General features: G+C 67.8%; 17 protein-coding genes and 1 pseudogene. 8 read left to right on the top strand and 10 right to left on the bottom strand.

What is annotated here, in order from left to right; all coding sequences use genetic code 11:
* Positions 1 to 36 precede the first annotated feature (36 nt).
* Positions 37 to 1,251: an IS110 family transposase gene (locus tag OG225_RS15630; protein ID WP_405179552.1), complete on the bottom strand. Its 1,215-nt coding sequence runs from the start codon at positions 1,249 to 1,251 to the stop codon at positions 37 to 39.
* 228 nt (positions 1,252 to 1,479) lie between these two features.
* Here OG225_RS15630 and OG225_RS15625 point away from each other — a divergent pair, with 228 nt between their 5' ends.
* Positions 1,480 to 2,646, top strand: coding sequence for a thiolase family protein (locus OG225_RS15625; protein WP_405182310.1), 1,167 nt, complete (start codon positions 1,480 to 1,482; stop codon positions 2,644 to 2,646).
* 8 nt (positions 2,647 to 2,654) lie between these two features.
* Here the strand turns inward: OG225_RS15625 and dinB are convergent, their stop codons facing one another.
* Complete coding sequence (gene dinB, locus OG225_RS15620; RefSeq protein WP_405182309.1) at positions 2,655 to 3,956, bottom strand: DNA polymerase IV; 1,302 nt, start codon at positions 3,954 to 3,956, stop codon at positions 2,655 to 2,657.
* 128 nt (positions 3,957 to 4,084) lie between these two features.
* On the opposite strand from dinB, the gene OG225_RS15615 reads away from it, so the two are divergent.
* From OG225_RS15615 to OG225_RS15600, 4 genes are all read left to right on the top strand, one after another.
* Complete coding sequence (locus OG225_RS15615) at positions 4,085 to 4,465, top strand: BlaI/MecI/CopY family transcriptional regulator (RefSeq protein ID WP_109530167.1); 381 nt, start codon at positions 4,085 to 4,087, stop codon at positions 4,463 to 4,465.
* A complete protein-coding gene (locus OG225_RS15610) occupies positions 4,462 to 5,412 on the top strand; it encodes a M48 family metalloprotease (RefSeq protein WP_405182308.1) in 951 nt (316 codons plus the stop codon). Before OG225_RS15615 ends, OG225_RS15610 begins: the two co-directional genes overlap by 4 nt.
* 16 nt (positions 5,413 to 5,428) lie before the next feature.
* Positions 5,429 to 6,538 carry a winged helix DNA-binding domain-containing protein gene (locus OG225_RS15605; protein WP_405182307.1) on the top strand — a complete coding sequence of 370 codons (1,110 nt, stop codon included), beginning with the start codon at positions 5,429 to 5,431 and terminating at the stop codon, positions 6,536 to 6,538.
* 125 nt (positions 6,539 to 6,663) lie between these two features.
* Positions 6,664 to 8,016: an MATE family efflux transporter gene (locus OG225_RS15600; protein ID WP_405182306.1), complete on the top strand. Its 1,353-nt coding sequence runs from the start codon at positions 6,664 to 6,666 to the stop codon at positions 8,014 to 8,016.
* A gap of 64 nt (positions 8,017 to 8,080) precedes the next feature.
* On the opposite strand, the gene OG225_RS15595 is transcribed toward OG225_RS15600, so the two are convergent.
* Complete coding sequence (locus OG225_RS15595; RefSeq protein WP_405182305.1) at positions 8,081 to 9,499, bottom strand: MFS transporter; 1,419 nt, start codon at positions 9,497 to 9,499, stop codon at positions 8,081 to 8,083.
* An 8-nt stretch (positions 9,500 to 9,507) separates the two neighbouring features.
* Entirely contained in the window at positions 9,508 to 10,311 is an 804-nt protein-coding gene (locus OG225_RS15590) for an acyl-CoA thioesterase (RefSeq protein ID WP_405182304.1), read from the bottom strand.
* A gap of 54 nt (positions 10,312 to 10,365) precedes the next feature.
* Here OG225_RS15590 and OG225_RS15585 point away from each other — a divergent pair, with 54 nt between their 5' ends.
* The 3 genes from OG225_RS15585 to OG225_RS15575 are packed head-to-tail and all read left to right on the top strand — an operon-like array spanning position 10,366 to position 11,839.
* Positions 10,366 to 10,860, top strand: coding sequence for a winged helix-turn-helix transcriptional regulator (locus OG225_RS15585; RefSeq protein WP_405182303.1), 495 nt, complete (start codon positions 10,366 to 10,368; stop codon positions 10,858 to 10,860).
* Positions 10,861 to 10,869: 9 nt separating this feature from the next.
* On the top strand, positions 10,870 to 11,295 hold the full coding sequence (locus OG225_RS15580; RefSeq protein ID WP_405182302.1) for an NUDIX domain-containing protein: 426 nt from the start codon (positions 10,870 to 10,872) through the stop codon (positions 11,293 to 11,295).
* A 46-nt stretch (positions 11,296 to 11,341) separates the two neighbouring features.
* Positions 11,342 to 11,839, top strand: a complete 498-nt coding sequence (locus OG225_RS15575) for a hypothetical protein (protein ID WP_405182301.1) — start codon at positions 11,342 to 11,344, stop codon at positions 11,837 to 11,839.
* Positions 11,840 to 11,924: 85 nt separating this feature from the next.
* Here OG225_RS15575 and OG225_RS15570 read toward each other — a convergent pair whose 3' ends face one another.
* The 6 genes and pseudogenes from OG225_RS15570 to OG225_RS15545 form a co-directional block, all read right to left on the bottom strand.
* Complete coding sequence (locus OG225_RS15570; RefSeq protein ID WP_109530158.1) at positions 11,925 to 12,539, bottom strand: ATP/GTP-binding protein; 615 nt, start codon at positions 12,537 to 12,539, stop codon at positions 11,925 to 11,927.
* Positions 12,520 to 12,894: a DUF742 domain-containing protein gene (locus OG225_RS15565; protein WP_109530157.1), complete on the bottom strand. Its 375-nt coding sequence runs from the start codon at positions 12,892 to 12,894 to the stop codon at positions 12,520 to 12,522. Before OG225_RS15565 ends, OG225_RS15570 begins: the two co-directional genes overlap by 20 nt.
* Positions 12,891 to 13,286: a roadblock/LC7 domain-containing protein gene (locus OG225_RS15560; protein WP_109530156.1), complete on the bottom strand. Its 396-nt coding sequence runs from the start codon at positions 13,284 to 13,286 to the stop codon at positions 12,891 to 12,893. Before OG225_RS15560 ends, OG225_RS15565 begins: the two co-directional genes overlap by 4 nt.
* The gene (locus OG225_RS15555) at positions 13,264 to 15,807 is read right to left on the bottom strand and encodes a nitrate- and nitrite sensing domain-containing protein (RefSeq protein ID WP_405182300.1); all 2,544 of its coding nucleotides are present in this window, start codon (positions 15,805 to 15,807) and stop codon (positions 13,264 to 13,266) included. Before OG225_RS15555 ends, OG225_RS15560 begins: the two co-directional genes overlap by 23 nt.
* A gap of 476 nt (positions 15,808 to 16,283) precedes the next feature.
* Positions 16,284 to 16,583, bottom strand: a complete 300-nt coding sequence (locus OG225_RS15550; RefSeq protein ID WP_405182299.1) for a DUF779 domain-containing protein — start codon at positions 16,581 to 16,583, stop codon at positions 16,284 to 16,286.
* A pseudogene (locus tag OG225_RS15545) lies at positions 16,583 to 18,014 on the bottom strand (aldehyde dehydrogenase family protein); the annotation flags it as partial. The pseudogene OG225_RS15545 and the gene OG225_RS15550, both read right to left, overlap by 1 nt.
* Positions 18,015 to 18,326: the final 312 nt, after the last annotated feature.

The following is an 18,326-nucleotide window of genomic DNA, read 5'->3' as shown; positions in this document are numbered from 1 at the left end:
GATCATCGGTACGAAGAAGGACTCTCAATGACCGTGTCAAGCCGCAGCGGCCACCGGAGCCGGGTTGCCGACGCTGAATTCACGACCGTCACGCAGCAACGCCCACAACACATCGACCAGCCGCCGGGCCAGAGCTAGAAGGGCCTGGGTATGTATCTGCCGTTCACCGCGTTTTCGGTCGTAGAACCGCCGCGACGGCCCGTTCTCGTAGCGCAAGCTCGACAGGGCGGCCATGTAGAAGACACGCCGCATGCGCCGGTTGTAGCGCTTCGGACGGTGCAGGTTGCCCGAAACTCGACCGGAATCGCGCGGGACCGGGACCAAACCGGCGTAGGACGCCAAACGTCCGGCGCTGGCGAAATTGGCCAGGTCACCACCGGTGCCAACGAGGAACTCAGCACCCAAACCCGGTCCCATCCCGGGCAGCGACTCGATGATGTGCGCCCACGGGTGTTCCCGGAAACGTGCGGTGATGAGCTTGTCGGTGTCCTTGATCTCGCGATCGAGGTCCAGCAGCTTTCGGGCGATACGTTTGACCAGCATCGCGGTATCGGCCTCGCCCGGCAGGGCCAGGCTTTGGCGCCCGGCGGCATCGACCGCAGCGGCCGCGGCCTTGACGATGCCGGGCTTCCATGCCCCGTTGTCGGTCAAATATGTTGTGACACCGTCGATTCCGGCGGCGCAAATCTCCGCAGGCGTGCACATTCCGGCGACCAGTATCAACGGGGTCCGGTTCGAGAAATCGAACGCTGCCTCCAACGTCGGGAAGATCGACCCGAGCAGAGCCCGCAATCGGTTGATCCCGGCGACCCAGTCGCTCATGAGGTCGGTGCGGTAGCTGGTCAGCTGGGTCAACCCGACCACCAGCTCGTCGGGCATCGTGACCTGCCCCAGATCGCGGCGCATGCGGGCGGTCTCGGCGATCACCTTCGCGTCCTTGGCGTCGGTTTTCCCTTCGCCGCGGAATCCGTGGGCCATCGTATTGACCACCCGGCCCGGCACATACGTCACCGCTTGATCAGCGGCCAACAAGACCGTGATCAGCAGCAACGCCATCGGACTGGTCAGATCGATCGCCCACCGCACCTGTTGCGCGGCCTGGCCGGCGCGGGCGATCAACGTCTCGATCGAGGCTTGGTCGTTGCCGAATTTCTGGCTGAACACCGTCTTGCCGGTCTCGTCGACCGCGCACGCGTGATGCGCTTGCTTGCCGACGTCGATCCCGACCCACATCTGAGGGCGAGTAGTCACCCGCGTGCTCCTGACTCGAAAACGGTTACGCCCGTGGACAACCCCGCCGACAGATCCCTAAACAGCGACGACCCGCAACAAGCTCTCAATCAGCGGTCGGAGTGTCCAGCGCGGTGGGGCAGCCAGTCCTTTGAAGCCAAACCAACGGCAAGCAACCATCAGCTACACCCCACCGCTCTGGGCATCCAGGGCACCAACCCCAGACACCTACAAACTTAGGGAGCTCCCATGATTTCCGCGGTCATCGTCGACGCCGTTCGCACACCATCGGGCAAAGGCAAAACCGGTGGTGGACTCTCGGAGGTGCACCCCGCCACGCTGCTGTCCTCGGTGCTGGGCGCGCTGATCGAACGCAACGACCTCGATCCGGCGCTCGTCGACGATGTGATCGGCGGTTGCGTCACCCAGAGCGGTGAGCAGGCGCTCAATATCTCGCGAACCGCGGTGCTGGCGGCCGGATTCCCGGATTCGGTTCCGGCGACCACCGTGGACCGGCAGTGCGGTTCGAGCCAGCAGGCCGCGCATTTTGCGGCCCAGGGCGTACTGGCGGGCGCCTACGACATCGCCATCGCCTGCGGTGTCGAATCGATGAGCCGCGCGCCGATGTTCTCCAACGCCCAGGACAAGGACCCCAACCGCGCACCGCTGGCACACCGCTTCCCGGACGGCCTGATCGGGCAAGGCGTCGCGGCCGAGATCATCGCGGCGCGTTGGAAACTGGACCGGGGCACGCTCGACGCGTTCGCCGCCCGTTCGCATCGCCTCGCCGCGGAAACCGCGGCGGCGGGCGGATTCGACAACGAACTGGTGGCCGCGGGAACCCTCACGGCCGACGAGACCATTCGCCCGTCCACGACCGGGGAGGGGCTCGCCGGTCTGCGTCCGGCCTTCGCCGACGACGCGTTGCGGGCGCGGTTCCCCGAGATCGAATGGTCGATCACCCCGGGCAATTCCTCGCCGCTCACCGATGGCGCCTCGGCGGTGCTGATCATGAGCGAGGAGAAGGCGAATCAGCTCGGCCTGCGTCCCCGCGCGCGGTTCCACTCCTTCGCCGTCACCGGTGACGATCCGCTGCTGATGCTCACCGCCGTCATCCCGGCCACCCGCAAGGCCCTGGCCAAGGGTGGACTGTCGATCGAGGATATCGACGCCTACGAAGTGAACGAGGCTTTCGCTCCGGTCCCGCTGGTGTGGCAGCACGATCTCGAGGCCGATCCGGCCAGGGTCAACCCGCGCGGCGGCGCGATCGCCCTCGGACATCCCCTCGGTGCCTCCGGTACCCGCATCCTCGCCACGATGCTCAACCATCTGGAGCAGACCGGCGGACGCTACGGCTTGCAGACCATGTGCGAGGCGGGCGGACTGGCCAACGCCACGATCATCGAACGGCTCTGAGTACCGGTTCAGTCCGGGAGCAGCGGCACCGAGAGACCCTCGCCGCGGGTGATCAACGCGGCGCGGGTGACGGCGGTGGACCCGAAGCGGCGGCGCAGATCGTCCAGGGTCGCGTCGAGGGTGGCGGTGGCGCGCGGTTCCAGCGGCAGGGTGAGTTGGACGGCATCGGCGTCGTCCAGGTTGGTCAGGGCCAGGCCGACCAGGGTGAGGCCGCGCTCCTGGATCATCGGCATCGCCGTGGCGAGCAGGACGCGGGCCGCGCGCAGGATGGTCTCGGTGTGATCGGACGCCTCGGGCATGGTGTGCGAGCGGGTCGCGCGGCTGAAATCGTCGAAGCGCATGCGCAGCACCACCGTTCGACACACCCGTTCGGCATCGCGCAGCCTGCGCCCGAGACGGTCGGTGAGGCCGTGCAGGTAGGCCTCGATCTCCTCGGGTTCGCGCGAACGTCGTCCGAGGGCGCGCTGGGCGCCGATGGAACGGCGACGTTTACCGGTTTCGACGCGGCGTGGATCGCGCGCCATCGACAGGGCGAACAGGTGCCGCGCGGCGGCGGGGCCGAGAATCGGACGTAATCCGGCTTCGCCGTGCTGGGCGAGCTGACCTATGCGGGTGATGCCGCGTTCGCGCAATTTCGCGGCGGTGACCTCACCGACGCCCCACAATCTCTCGACCGCGAGCGGGTGCAGGAAATCCAGTTCGCCCTCCGGCGGTACCAGACGAAGTCCGTCGGGTTTGGCGACCGCGCTGGCCACCTTCGCCAGGAATTTGGTGCGCGCGATGCCGACCGAGATCGGCAGCCCGACCTGTTCGCGGACCGCGGCGCGCAGGGCGTGCGCGATATCGACGGGTCCGCCCGCGATCCGGCGCAGTCCGCCGACATCGAGAAACGCCTCGTCGATGGAGATGCCCTCCACCACCGGCGTGGTGTCGCGGAAAACCTCGAACACCGCCTTGCTGGCCTCGGCGTAGGCCGACATGCGCGGCGGCACGACGACGGCGTCCGGGCACAGGCGAAGGGCGCGCGCGCCGTTCATCGGCGTCCGCACGCCGCGGGCCTTGGCCTCGTAGCTGGCGGCCAGCACGACCCCGCCACCGACGATTACGGGACGCCCGCGTAGCCGTGGATCGTCGCGCTGTTCGACCGAGGCGTAGAAGGAATCCAGGTCGGCGTGCAGGATCGACGCTTCGGCCCGTGCGACGATCCTGGTCCGCCCGGATCGCGCCGAGTCCGGCCCCGAAGACCGCGTGCCACCCGGCTCGCCGGTCGGCTCGGCAGCGGGTTCGCGGCGATGATCGGACACGAACATATGTTCGCATGGCGGGGTGACAGGTGGGAGGCGGACCACAAAATCTACGATTCCGCTACGTAGCAATACCGCCTGACCGGTACGCTGAATCGCCAGAAAGTGCGACCAGTGGTGAGGGAGTCGGTTCGGTGCGTGGATTCGGAGATCTGGAAGCGGTCATCATGGACCGCATCTGGGATCGAGACGCGGAGACCACGACGGTCCGCGAGATTTTCGAGGAACTGTCGAATGAACGCGATATCGCCTACACGACCGTCATGTCCACCATGGACAACCTGCATCGCAAGGGCTGGCTGGCGCGCGAACGCGCGGGCAAGGCGTACCGGTACTGGCCGACGCTGACCCGCGAGGAACACAGCGCCAGGCTGATGCTGGAGGCGCTGGGATCGGGCGGTCGTTCGGATCTGGTCCTCAGCCATTTCGTCGACAGGATCAGCGACGACGAATCGGCAGGGTTACGGGCCGCACTACGCAGACTGACCTCGCGCAAGACCCCCGAGGCACCGTGAACCTCGCCCTCGGCCTACTGCTCTACGGCACGGCGGTCGCGCTGTTCGGTCCGCCGATCCTGCGCAGACTGACCCGCCGCGGCGTGGCGCCGCGCCTCGGGGTGACCGCGTGGCTGGTCGCCATCGGCGGCGCGTTGGGCTCGTGGGCGCTGGCGGCGGGGGTGCTCGTCGTCGAATTCGCCGCCATCTGGCGCCACCCCGGCGAAGCCTTGCAGGCGTGCTACGCGGTGCTGTCGACGCCCGCGCACCCGCATACCGCCACCGCGGCGAAAGTGGTGACCTTCGTGGTGTCGGCACTGGTCATCGCCGGTGTGACGGCCATCGTCGCGCACGTGGCGACGGTGGCGGTGCGGCTGCGCAGGCACACCCATCGACACGGCAGGGCCGTTCGCATGGTCGGCCGCAGGATGCCGGACCTGGGCGCGGTGGTGCTGGATTCGCCGGAACCGCAGGCCTACTGCGTCGCGGGACGCCCGGACACGATCGTCGTCACCACCGCGGCCGTCGACGCGCTGACGGGCGAACAACTCGCCGCGGTACTGGCCCACGAGCGCGCCCACCTGCGCGGCCGTCACGCCGCGCTGACCGGAATACTGCGCAGCACCGCCGCCGCGCTACCCGCGGTGCGGGTCGTCACCGAAGGCTCGGCCGAGATCGGCCGTCTGCTGGAGATGTGCGCCGACGACCGCGCCGCGCACTCCCACGGTCCCGCCTCGCTGCTCGGCGGACTGCTCGCCCTGCTCGACGCGGCCGCACCGGCCCCGGCCGGGGCATTGCACGCGGCCGGAACGGCGGTGCTCGCGCGCGCCGAACGTCTCGTCGCACCGGTGGGCGTGGTGGCGCGGGCGCGCAATCGGACCGCGCTGCTCGGGGTGATCGCCACCACGGTGATCGGATTGTCGGAGATCACCGTCGGCGTGCTCTTCTGTAGCGCGCTGATGAACTGAGCGGAGGGGAGACCGGGTGCGGGTCGGCTGGGATCAAGTCTTCGCGTGGCGGCTGCGACGTCAGTATGTGAGCGAGCCCGCGACATCGTCGGTGCCGGAGATCGTCGGCAGGCTGTGCGGGGTCCAGGCGCAGGTGACCTCGTCGGCGGAAACCGCTGTCGCGTTGCGCGGCCGTACCCACGAGCCGGGGGCGCTGACCCGTGAACTGGCGGCGGGCACCCTGGTGAAGACCTGGTCGATGCGCGGCACCCTGCACGCGCTCACCCCGGCCGCCGCCTCGGCGTTGCTTCCACTCATCGCCTCGGCGCGCACCTGGGAGAAACCGGTCTGGCAACGCAATTTCGGCGCGACCCCCGCCGAAGTGATCGCACTCACCGAAGCCGTGTCGACGCATCTGGCGGACACGGTGCTCACCCGTGAGGAATTGGTCGACGCGCTGCTCACCGACAAGGCATTTCATCGGATGGGCGAACAGTTGCGGTCCGGGTGGGGCGCGCTGCTCAAACCACTGGCCTGGCAGGGCGCGCTGTGTCACGGTCCCGCACGGGGCAATCGGGCGACATTCACCAGCCCTGCCCATCTCGTCGCCGAATGGCGGGGCCTGCTCGATCCCGACGCCGCCGCCCCGCTCTCCATCAACGCCTACCTCGACGCCTACGGCCCGGCGACACCGGAATCCTTCGACGGCTGGCTGAGCCGTAACAGCCTGCGCAAGACCACGGTGCGCCGCTGGTTCGCCGACCTCGGCGACGCACTCACCGAAGTCGACATCGACGGCCGCAGCGCCTACATCACGACCGAACACGCCGACGAGTTGGCCGCGACGAAAGCGAAACGCTCGGTACATCTGCTGGGCGCGTTCGACCAGTACGTCCTGGGCCCCGGCACCTCCGATACCGCGTTGCTGCCCGCCGCGCACCGGGCGAAGGTCAGCCGGGCCGCCGGATGGATCGCGCCGCTGGTCCTGGTCGACGGTCGCATCGGCGGTACCTGGGAGATCGAGGACACCCGGGTGACCGTGTCGCCGTTCGACGGCGCGAAGATCACGGCGAAACGCCTCGACATCGCGGTCGCCCGGCTCGCGACGGCCCTCGGTCTCGACAAGCTCACGGTACGCATCGGCTGAATCATCTTGCGCCGCGGCGGACCCGACAGCGAACGGGCCGCACCGTTCGCGCGGGGCAGCGGGAGTCGTTGCGGAGGAACGCATTAGAGTCTCGTCATGACGGAGTACACGCCGGAATCCGGTCGTTGACCGCCACACGCCCACCGCTGGTGCCCGATCTCGGTTTCGGTGGGCGGATGCGGCAGGTCGCCGCGATCGCCGTACCGATCATCCTCACCTCGGCCACGACCGTGGTGGTGGGTGCGACCGATACCGCCCTGCTCGGGCACTACTCGAGCGAAGCGCTCGGTGTCGCCGCGCTGGTGATTCCGCTCTGGATCTTCTCCACCGCGCTCGTCATGCCGTGGGGCTCGGCCACCCAGGTGTTCGTCGCCCGCTGGCACGGTGCGCGCGAGGAGGAATCCATCCGGGGGTTGGCCAGGGCCGGGTTGGTGGGCGCCGTGGTCATCGGCGCGGGTTTCGCGGTGCTGGGCGCGATCGTCACGCCGGTGATCATCGCGTGGACGGCGCCGGTCGGTCTCGACCGCGGCGAGGCGACGGCGATGATGTGGGTTCTGTTGTGCGCGTTGCCGTTCACGGCGGCGACGGGCCACCTCCGTGGGCTGCTCGCGGGTGTGGGGGATACCCGTGCCGCGGCACGGGTCGCGTTGTCGGTGGCGGTGGTGAATCTGTCGGTGTCCTCGGTGCTGATCTTCGGAGCCGACCTCGGGGCCGTCGGGTCGGGAATCGGATCGAGTATCGCGATCGCGATCGGCGCCGCCGTGCTGTACGCGCGTGCTCGTTCGGTCTTCGGGCGTGGCACGCGGAGTCGGCGCGGATCGGATCGGGCGTTGCTGCGTTCCTGGGTCGGGGTCGCGGTGCCCGATGTCGTCTTCGGTGTGGTCAGTTACGGCTCGGAGGTCGCGCTGGCGGCGGTGGCGGCGAGTCTGGGAACGGTGAGCCTGGCGGCGCATCGGATGATGAGCATCTCGATCTCGCTGGTCTGGATGTTCGTCTACGGGACGGCCGCGGCGATGGCGATACTCATCGGGCAGCGGATCGGTGCCGGTGACCGGGACGGCCGCCTGGCGTTCATGCGAGCCGGAACGGTGCTGATGCTGAGTTGGGCCGGGACGACGGCGGTCCTGCTCGCGGTGGCGGCGAAGCCGTTCTTCGGCGTCTTCACCACCGATTCCGCCATGATCGCGGCGGCGGTGGCCGTCGTGTGGTCACTGCCGGTGCTGGCGCCGATCATGGCGATCGGGATGGTGTACGCCGCGCGATTGCGTGCCGCCGCCGACACCAGAGGTGTCATGTACGCGTCGTTGTTCTCGACCCTGTGCGTCACCCTGCCGGTGGTGTGGATGCTCACCGAGGTCTGCCACCTCGGACTCGTCGGCGTCTACTACGGGCTGATCGCGGGCTGGGTGGCGCGCACCGCCGCCACCTACCTGCGCTACCGGCAGATGACAGCGGGCGAAGTCGACTGTTCGACATGACGACAGCACGTCGGGACACCACGCCGACCGAGCCCGATCGAGATGGTGTCCCGACGAGTGCGATTCAGGCGAGTTTCGGGTCCGGCTGAGCGGCGACCGGACGCGGCGCACGCGTACCGAGTCCGATCAATCCCGCCAGCACCGCGATCGCCGCCGTCACATACCAGGTGCGTTGGAAGGCATCGAGGGTTTCGTGCGGACCGGCGGGGGAGCCGAGAGTGGCGACCACCACCGCGACACCGACGGCGAGCCCGATCTGGCGTGACGCGCTGAGCACCGCCGAGCCGGTGGCGAAACGCTGCGGCGGCAGACCCGCCGTGCCCGCGGCGAACGCGGTCGGCAGGGTGAGTCCGACGCCGAGACCGGTGACGAGCATGCCGCCCAATATCCCGCCCGCGTAGTCCGGTTCGAGCGTGATCGAGGACGCCCACCACAGCAGTCCCGCCGCGAAAGCCACCCCGCCCGCCGCGATGACCGGGCCCGCGCCGACCCTGGCGATGAGCCGTCCGGCCAGGATCGCGACGATCGGCACGACCAGTGGTCCGGGCGCGATGGCGAGGCCGGTGCGCAGCGCCGACCACTCCCAGACGTTCTGTGCCCACAGCACGATCGTCAGCAGCATGCCCGCGAACGCCACCTGGAAGAACACCCCGTTGGTCGCCATCAGCGTGAAATTGGGCGCGCGTAGCAACGCGGGGTCGAGTATCGGGCTGTGGTGGCGCGCCGAGGAGACGACGAATCCGATACCGAAGACCACCGCCGCCGCGAACGCGAGCAGCACTCCCAGCGACGTCCAGCCCCAGTCGTGGCCTTTGACCAGCGCCAGAATCATCGCCGCGATGGCGCCGATGAGTAGCAGCGCCCCGAACATATCGGGCAGCGGACCGCCGTCACCGCGCGAATCGGGCAGCTTGCGCAGACCGAGCACGATCGCGGCCAGCCCGATCGGCACGTTCACCAGAAATACCCAGCGCCAATCGATCTCGACGAGGAGTCCGCCGATCACCGGGCCGAGCGCGGCGCCGAGGCCGCCGAAGGCGACCCACAGCCTGACCGCGGTCGCCCGCGACGCGGCGGGTGTCGTCGCGAGCACCAGACCGAGCGAGGACGGGGTGAGCATGGCCGCGCCCACCGCCTGCGCCACCCGGAACCCGACCAGCGACGGCACATTCCCCGCCAGCGCGCACAGACCCGAGCCCAGGACGAAAAGGCCCAGGCCGAGCAGGAATACGGTGCGATTGCTACCCCTGTCGCCGAGCCGTCCGGCCGGAACCAGCAGCGCGGCGAAGACGATGGCGTAGGCGTTGAGCACCCACGAGAGGCCCGACAGGTAGGCCGCGCCGAGATCGCGGGCCATGTCGGGAAGCGCGACGTTGACGATGAACAGATCCAGGCTCGACAGCAGTACACCGATCGAGACGATGGCGAGGACCACCCGGTGGTCGGTCGCCGGGCGCGACGCGACGGAGGTCTGCACGGTCATATTCCGGATCACCCCAGCACTCGTCGGCTCTGGCGGGCGGTGGCGAGCAGGCGACCGCGTTCGTCCCAGATATCGGTGTCGTCCACCGACCATCCGCCGCCGGTGCCGGAATTGGCGGCGTGCACCAGGACCGTCGGCGCGGCGGGCTCGGCGAAATCGGTGTGCAGGTACAGCGACAGCGCGACGGTCGGCACGGCGAGCGGCGCGGTCAGCGTGGGGAAGATCGCGGGCGGCAACGCGTCGGCGAGGATCGCCAGTGCTGCGGCGTCGGTCGTCATCGCGGGCGTCAGCGCGATCCAGGCCGTCATCCACGCGTCGTCCGCGCCGGTCAGCGGCAGCGGCCCGGCCGCGGGCCTGATATCGAAATGCGCGCCGACCGCGACGATCTCGGCCGGTATCCGGAACCGCGCGCACGCTTCGGGTTGCGGCACCCGCGGCGCCGCGCGGCCGGGCCGGTCGGGAACCCGGCTCGTCCCGGTCCTGCCGAAGGTGATCGAGGCCGACGCCACCGACGCGCCCTGCTGCTCGGCGATCACCTCGACTATCTCGGTGCTGCGCCCCAGCGGTCGGGCGACCGCGCGGAAGGTCAGCGCTCCGTCGTCGGGCCGGCCGAGGAAGCGCAGGTCGAGGGTGCGCACGGGGAGATCGAGGCCGCAGGCTCGGCGCGCGACCTCGATCGTCAGCGCGGCGATCACGCCACCGTGCGGACCGGTCCATCCGCGCCAGGTCTCGTCCACATGGGCCCGCCAGCGCTGATCGCCCGCCTCGGCGAGTTCGAACACCGCCGAGGGCGACGTAGTGAGTTGCATCATGCAACGAACTGTAGGGTAGTGAGTTCCTTCAAGCAACCGACTACTCTCGGGTATATGCGAAGGACGAGCTTCGAGGACATGAACTGCTCCCTCGCCCAATGCCTGGAGGTGGTGGGTGAGTGGTGGACGCTGCTGATCGTGCGCGACGCGATCTTCGGGATCACCCGCTTCGACGACTTCCGCGCCCGGCTCGGCATCGCCCGCAATGTGCTCACCCAGCGTCTGGAACATCTTGTCGCCCAGGGCATCATGACCAAGAAGCCCTACCAGTCGAATCCGGTCCGCTACGACTATCGACTCACACCGAAGGGGCGCTCCCTGTGGCTGGTCGTCACCGCCATGCGTCAATGGGGCGACGAGTGGGCCGCCCCGGACGGCCCCCCGGTGGAAACCCTGCACGTGACCTGCGGTCACACCGCTCGGATCGAACCGATGTGTTCGGAATGCGGTGAGCGGGTGCACGGGCGCGAACTGCGGGCGGTCCACGGTCCCGGAGCGAAGGACGACCAGCTGATTCCCGCCGCCGCGCTGCCCAAACCGCCGCGATAGGCTGCGCCGATGGCGGAGCGACGCGTGTCACGGCTGATCGATACCGTGGCCTGGGTGCGTATCGAGGACGGCCGGATCCTGTGCGCGCGTCCGCGCGGCAAGGACATCTTCTACATCCCCGGCGGCAAACGCGAAGGCGCGGAAACCGATCTACAGACATTGCTGCGCGAGATCGACGAGGAACTCACCGTCGCGCTGCGCCCGGAGACCGTCACCCATGTCGGCACCTACGAGGCGGCGATACACGATTCCGCCGACCCGGGCGACGATGTCGTGGTGCGGATGAGTTGCTACACCGCCGAGTACTCCGGAACCCTGGCCGCGAGCAGTGAGATCGAAGAGGTCGCGTGGTTCAGCTACGCCGACCGCGCGCTGGTGCCCCCGGTCGACCAGTTGCTCTTCGACGATCTGTCCGCGGCGGGCAGTCTGTCCTAGACCTGCGCGGCTCACGACATCGGGGCAAGCACGATACGGTCGTCCCATGAAGTCGGTTCGCTACCTGTCGCGCTGGGCCGCGTACGGTCTGGCGGCGCTACCGATCTCACTGGCCCGGGTTCCGGTGCGATTGCGGGTGCCGCGGCGTCTGCTCGGGGCGCGGATCACCCCGCGCGGACTCAGCTGGACACGGGTTCGCCTGCACAGCACCCTCGGCGCGGCCGCCGGGCTCGTCGCGTGGTTCGCCGCGCTACTGGCGACGATCGCCCTGGTGCGGGGCGTGGCCTATCCGCTCGTCGCCGCGCACGATCACGAGAATTCTTGGGGCGGACCGACACTGGGCGGAGCCTGGGCGGTGCACGCCGCGCTGGGCATCGGCCTGCTGCCGCTGTGGGGCGTGCTGCTGGCCGGACTCGGCGCGGTCCAGGTCGGACTCGCCAACCGCTTGCTCGGCCGAACCGGCCCGTGGTGGCCGGTACCGGTTTCGCTGGCCCTCGCGGCGGGCGGCGTGCCGCTGTTCGTTTCGTGGCTGCACCAGATCTGACCCCGGACACGACGAAGCGCACGAACTCACCGATACCGGCGAGATCGTGCGCACGTACGTCGAGGCCCCACGAAAGGTGAGGGACTCAGGTCGAGACGGGTTCGCGTCCCGCGAGCTCGATCAGATGCTGTAGCAGCACGAGGAGCACGTTCTTGGTCGACTCCCGGTTACGGGCGTCGCACAACAACACCGGGGTGCGCGGATCGATGTCGAGCGCGTCGCGCACCTCGTCGATCGTGTAGCGCGGAGCACCGTCGAAGCAGTTGACGCCCACGATGAACGGGAGCCCCCTGCGCTCGAAGAAGTCGACCGCGGCGAAGGAGTTGCTCAATCGCCGAGTGTCGGCCAGTACGACCGCACCGAGTGCGCCACGGGCCAATTCGTCCCACAGGAACCAGAATCGGTCCTGGCCCGGGGTGCCGAAGAGGTACAGAACGAGATCCCGGTCGATGGTGATTCGACCGAAATCCAGCGCCACCGTTGTGGTGTGCTTCTGTTCTACTCCGGACAGATCGTCGACCCCGCTGCTCACCTCGGTGATGAGTTCTTCGGTGCGCAGTGGGGCGATCTCGCTGATCGCGGAGACCATAGTCGTTTTGCCGACGCCGAAGCCGCCGGCGATGAGGATCTTGACCGATGCTGCCAAGTGTGGAGCCGGTCCCGGATTCTGCCGGGACGGGTCATAGTTTTCGGATGCCATCCAGAACCGCTCGCAATACGTTGAGATCACTGGTTCCGGTCTCCGAAACCAATGGGGACCGGAAAATCAATTGGCCCTCGCCGATGAGGTCACCGACGAGGATCTTGGTCACTGCCAAGGGGAGTTTCAGAGTAGCGGCTACCTCGGCAACCGCTTGGGGCACATGGCACAACCGAATGATCTGCGCGTACTCGGGTTCGGTACGGCGCAGGATCGGCGCGTGGTCGGCGAGCATCACCAGGGTGAGGATGTCGAGTTCATACCCGGCGCCCATGGTGCGGCCCCGCGTCACGGCGTACGGCCGGACCAGAGGGCCGGCCGCGTCATCGAACCATTGGTCCCCCGGGCGTGTCATGTCAGACGCGCGGGGGTGGAGAGATAGGTGCCGACGCGTTGAACCGTGACGTTCATTTCATACGCGACCATGCCGAGGTTGGCGGTTTCCGATGCCTGCAACGCGAGGCAGGCATTGGCGCCCGCCGACGTCACGAACAGCACGGCGTGATCGAGTTCGATCACCGCCTGACGCACGCCGCCACCCTCGAATCGGGCGCCGGCGCTGCGCGCCAATCCGTACAGCGTGCAGGACATCGCAGCGAAATGTTCGGCGTCGTCACGGCTCATCCTGGTCGAGCGGCCGAGTAGCAGGCCGTCCGTGGACAACACCACGGCGTGGCGCACCCCGGCAAGCCGGTCCACCAGGTCGTCCAGTAGCCAGTTGAGATCACCGGTTTTGGGAGCGGTCATCGCCTTCCTGTTCCTGATCGTCGGCGAGCTGCGCTCGGCGGCCCTGCCGTGTTCCATTCTCGATGGCAGACATCAAATCTCGTGCCTGTTCGGCGGAACGTTCACGTTCCACCACCTGATGGGTGGCGGTGGGGGTCGGATCTTTCGCCAGCTCGGGGTTGAGACTGGCCTGCCTGCTACGGCGCGGCAGTGCCGGCCTTCCGTCCGGTCCGAGTGGTTGCGCCTGCGGCTGCGCGGGCTGTTCCTGCGGTTGCGCGGGCGGCGCGTACGGCTGGGACTGCGGCACGTACGACGGTGGCGCGTAGGGCTGCTGCACCTGCGGAGGCTGTGCGACCGGTGGCGGTGGCGCCTGGGGTGGCGCCTGCGGCGTGTAGGACTGCGGCGTGTAGGACTGCGGCACATAGGAAGGCGGCACGTACGACGGCGGTGCGGCGGGTTCCGGTACGGGCGCGGGCAGCGCGACGGGTGGAGCCGCCGTGAGTACCGTGGATTCCGATTCGACTGGTCGGCCCGCGGAATCCGCGGCGGAAGTGATGTGGCGCTGCCTGCGCGGATCGAGCTGGCCCGCGGACGGCGTGCTCAGTCCCGGAGCCCCGCCCGACGCCAGCAGCGTGGTCGGAAGCAGGACGATCGCGCGGATGCCGCCGTAGTCGGATTCGGACAGCCGCACCGAGACGTCGTTGCGCAGTGCCAGCTGGGCGACCACGAACAGACCGAGCCGCGAATCCGCCGACAGCGTGGCGACACCGAAATCCGGTGGGTTGCGCAGCATGTCGTTGACCCTGGTCAGCTCGGCCTCGGGCATACCCATGCCCTGGTCGCTGATCTCGAGGACGACACCCTTGCCGACGACGTTGCCCGCGATCTCCACCTTGGACTGCGGCGGCGAGAAGGTGGTGGCGTTGTCGACGAGTTCGGCCAGCAGGTGGATGAGGTCGGCGACGACGGTGCCGACGATATACGCCTCGGGCAGCCGCGCCACGCGAACCCGCGCGTAGTCCAGGGTTTCACCGACCGAGGATCGCACCAGGTCCATCAGTGGGACCGGGTTGCGCCACTGCCTTCCCGGCTGGCCACCGCCGAGGATGATCAGGTTCTCGGCGTTACGACGTTCGCGGGTGGCGAGATGGTCGAGCCGGAACAGGGTTTCCAGCAGCGCGGGATCCTCCTGCTGGTTCTCGGCCTCGTCGAGGATCTCCAACTGCCGGTGCACCACGATCTGGCTGCGGTGGGCGATGTTGAGGAAGACCAGTTTGACACCCTCGCGGGTCCGCGCCTCGTTGACGGCGCCTTCGACCGCGGCGTTGTGCGCCTGTTCGAATGCCGTGGCCACTTCGCCGATTTCGTCGGTGCCGAAGTCGAGGTTGCCGGATTCGGTCGCCGGATCGACCGTTTCGCCGTTGCGCAGCCTGCGCAGCAGGTCGGGCAGACGCTCGTTGGCCAGGGTCAGCGTCTCGTTGCGGAGTCGCTTGAGCCTGCGGATGACCCGGTTGGCGAGCAGCAGCGCGATGAGGAAAGCCAGGATGCTGACGAGAAGTACGCCCGCGCCCGCCCACGCGGAGTTGGACGCGTTGTTCTTGCCGACGTCCACGGCGAGGCCGTGCGCGTTGTGGAACTGGACGTTGTAGACGTCGAGGATCTCGTTGTTGAGCTGTGTGGCCGCCGCCTGCCACTCCGGTATCGACATCGGCAGTGGTTGCAGGCTGGTGGTCCTGGCGCCGCTGGCCACGGCCGCGCTGCGCTGCACGAGCGCGTTCTCCATGAGCGTCACCTGTTGCCAGGCCGGGCTCTGCATCAGCTTCTGCAGGCGCTCGCGCTGGCTGAAGTCGGTGTCGGAGGCCAGGTTGGTGATCTGGGTGTGGTATAGACCCATCTCGTACTGGAAATCTTCCAGCGGAACCGCGAAAGGTTCCTCGCTCAGGGCGATCGCCGCGCCGACGGCGCTGGCGCGGGCGAGCGATTCGCTCGTGTAGAGCACCGCCCTGGAGTCGGACAGCAGGCTCGAGATCTCGGCGTCCGGGGCACTGCCCATGGTCAACCTGGTGCCGCTGGTGACGATATTGCCCAGTTGGTTGTACATGCGGTAGACGTCCAGGGCGGACATGACCCCGGCGTCGATGCCGACCCGCGCCTTGGCGATGTTCTCGAGCAGGCCCGTGTTCGTCTCGAAGTCGCCTTCGGACTGGACCTCGACGAGGCCGAGCTCGACCAGCGCGGCGGATGCTTTGAAGAGGGTGCGGATCGAGGAGTCGAGTTGTGAGCGCGCCGCGGCGAGGGCCGGTGTGACGGACCCGTCGCCGGCGAAGCGGGCGATCGTGAGCTGTCGCTCCAGTTGGAGGGCGCGCACGAAATCGATAGAGGGAACAGACGTTGCCTGCATCGCGGCCGCCCACTCCTCCGCGTGCCTGCCTCGTTCGACGAGGTAGCCGGAGGCACCCACACCAATAACAAGCAGAACCAAGCTCGGGACCAACGCGATCGCGAGTATTCGGGCACGGACACCGGGCCTCGCATTGAACATTGCAACAAAATAACCCACGTCGGCCGTAATTGCTGCATGGTTTCAACCGATTCGATCCGAATTGACAACGCGCGGAAGGATATGTAGGGGGCTCGCCGGAAGCGGTTCGCGGGAGAGGATTGTTTCCTGTGCCGAGAGGTTACCGATAGTTAGATGGTAAGGACGTTCTCATGAGATGTGGGATTTTCGCAGCACCTCGTGCCGCCGGCCTCATCCGACGATCCGCTAAAGGCGCACGTGAAACGATCGCCGAAACGGCCGGTCGAGAGTGTACCGGTAACACCGGCGGCGGGCGGCGGGTCGAAGGTTGCTGTGGCGCAGGCACGCCCGGACACGGATCTCCACATGGAATGCTACTCGCGGGTAACACGTTTGTTCGCAGAGCCCCCGGGGCCGACCGACTCGGTCTGCGTCGAGCCGGCCGGCGCGGCGGACGGCGAATCCGGAAACGCAGCGATCCGGAAACACCGCCGGGTTCAGGTGAGCCGTTCGGCTCCGGTCGGCGGCGGCGGTCCCGCGTCGAGAATCGCTCGCTCCTCGTCGGTCAGCAGCCGAGAGGTATGCCACGGGAGACGGCCGAGCAGTACGTCGGCACCGCCGACCCGGAATTCTCTGGTCGGAAAGCACATCGGCGAGCTGCCGTCACAGCACCCACCGGACAGGTGGAACAAGACCGGCCCGTGCTGTTCGATCAGGCGCCGCAACATGACTTGCGCCGCTTCGGTCAGTTGTACACGATGGACTCGTTTGTGCATCAGCAGGATCCGATTCCGCATCAGAAGAATCCGAGTTCGGTGGGGAAATAGCTGACGAGAAGATTCTTCGTGTGCTGGTAATGGTCCAACATCATCTTGTGGTTCTCGCGGCCGACTCCCGATTTCTTGTACCCGCCGAACGCGGCGTGCGCCGGATAGGCGTGGTAGCAGTTGGTCCAGACCCGGCCCGCCTTGATCGCCCGTCTCATGCGATAGGCGCTGTCGGCGTGCCGTGTCCACACCTCGGCGCCGAGGCCGTAGAGGGTGTCGTTGGCGATCCGGACGGCCTGATCGACGGTATCGAAACAAGTCACCGAGACCACCGGTCCGAAGATCTCCTCCTGGAAGATGCGCATCGTATTGGTGCCCTCCAGGATCGTCGGGGCGATGTAGTACCCGCCAGGCAGGCCGTCGACCTCGCGTGCTTCCCCTCCGGTGAGCACGCGCGCCCCTTCCTGCCTGCCGATATCGATGTAGGGCAGTATCTTCTGGTATTGGTCGTTGCTCGCCTGTGCTCCGATCATGGTGGTGTCGTCGAGCGGATGGCCGCCCTTGATGGCCCTGGTCCGATCGACGCAGCGGGCCAGGAACTCGTCGTAGATCGAGGAATGGATCAGCGCCCGTGACGGGCAGGTGCACACCTCGCCCTGGTTGAGGGCGAACATGACGAAACCTTCGACGGCCTTGCCGAGGAAGTCGTCGCCGTGCGCCATCACATCGGGCAGAAAGATGTCGGGGCTCTTGCCGCCGAGTTCCAGGCTCACCGGAACGATGTTCTCGCTGGCATATTGGAGGATCAGCCGTCCGGTGGTCGTTTCCCCGGTAGAAGCGATCTTCGCGATCCTCGGGCTCGACGCCAGCGGTTTGCCCGCCTCCACACCGAAACCGTTGACCACGTTCAGCACCCCGGGCGGCAACAGATCGGCGATCAGTTCGACGACGAGCAGGATCGATGCCGGAGTCTGTTCCGCGGGTTTGAGTACGACGCAATTTCCGGCGGCCAGCGCGGGCGCGAGTTTCCACCCCGCCACCAGGATCGGGAAATTCCAGGGAATGATCTGTCCGACGACGCCGAGAGGTTCGTGGAAGTGATAGGCGACGGTGTCGGCGTCTATTTCGGAGATTCCGCCCTCCTGGGCGCGGATGGCGCCCGCGAAATAACGGAAGTGGTCGACGGCGAGCGGGAGATCCGCGGCGAGTGTCTCCCGGACGGGTTTGCCGTTGTCCCACGTCTCGGCGACGGCGAGCGGTTCGAGGCTGTTCTCGATCCGGTCGGCGATCTTGTTCAGAATGACCGCGCGTTGGGTGGTCGGGGTGGCCGCCCAGGAATCGGTGGCCCGGTGCGCGGCCTCCAACGCCATGTCGACGTCGGCGGCGGTGGAACGGGCCACCGCGCAGAAGGTCACGCCGTCGACCGGTGCGGGATTCGTCGAAGTATCGACCCTCCACCGGGGTGGCGCGGCGCAGGTGGGAGACATCGGCTTTGAGGGTGCTCGCCGACACGGCCGATCGCCGTAGACGGCGGCGTGCAATTGCTCGGGGGCATACCCCTGGGGTTCGAGCGCGAGCAGGGCGAGTATCTCCAGCTGACGTGGTGGCAACGGGACGGGCCTGCCGTCGCGCAGCAGCCGTGCGGTGCCGAGACATTCGAGCCGGATTCCCGGTTCGGGTCCTGGCCCCGCGGTGCGCAGCAGGGTTTCGGCCGCGACGACGAGGGCGCGTACCGAGGTCATCATGGCCGGATGGGATCGCTCCCAGCGACTG

Origin of the sequence: Nocardia sp. NBC_01377 (assembly GCF_045040005.1) — a bacterium.
GTDB lineage: Bacteria > Actinomycetota > Actinomycetes > Mycobacteriales > Mycobacteriaceae > Nocardia > Nocardia noduli.
The sequence above is the reverse complement of the archived record's forward strand: the minus strand, read 5'-3'. Positions and strand labels throughout refer to the sequence as shown.

Coding starts and splice junctions, on each gene's coding strand:
- OG225_RS15625 (WP_405182310.1), top strand. CDS start 1,480: ATGATTTCCGCGGTCATCGTCGACGCCGTTCGCACACCATCGGGCAAA.
- dinB (WP_405182309.1), bottom strand. CDS start 3,956: ATGTTCGTGTCCGATCATCGCCGCGAACCCGCTGCCGAGCCGACCGGC.
- OG225_RS15595 (WP_405182305.1), bottom strand. CDS start 9,499: ATGACCGTGCAGACCTCCGTCGCGTCGCGCCCGGCGACCGACCACCGG.
- OG225_RS15590 (WP_405182304.1), bottom strand. CDS start 10,311: ATGATGCAACTCACTACGTCGCCCTCGGCGGTGTTCGAACTCGCCGAG.
- OG225_RS15585 (WP_405182303.1), top strand. CDS start 10,366: ATGCGAAGGACGAGCTTCGAGGACATGAACTGCTCCCTCGCCCAATGC.
- OG225_RS15580 (WP_405182302.1), top strand. CDS start 10,870: ATGGCGGAGCGACGCGTGTCACGGCTGATCGATACCGTGGCCTGGGTG.
- OG225_RS15575 (WP_405182301.1), top strand. CDS start 11,342: ATGAAGTCGGTTCGCTACCTGTCGCGCTGGGCCGCGTACGGTCTGGCG.
- OG225_RS15570 (WP_109530158.1), bottom strand. CDS start 12,539: ATGGCATCCGAAAACTATGACCCGTCCCGGCAGAATCCGGGACCGGCT.
- OG225_RS15565 (WP_109530157.1), bottom strand. CDS start 12,894: ATGACACGCCCGGGGGACCAATGGTTCGATGACGCGGCCGGCCCTCTG.
- OG225_RS15560 (WP_109530156.1), bottom strand. CDS start 13,286: ATGACCGCTCCCAAAACCGGTGATCTCAACTGGCTACTGGACGACCTG.
- OG225_RS15555 (WP_405182300.1), bottom strand. CDS start 15,807: ATGTTCAATGCGAGGCCCGGTGTCCGTGCCCGAATACTCGCGATCGCG.
- OG225_RS15550 (WP_405182299.1), bottom strand. CDS start 16,583: ATGCGGAATCGGATCCTGCTGATGCACAAACGAGTCCATCGTGTACAA.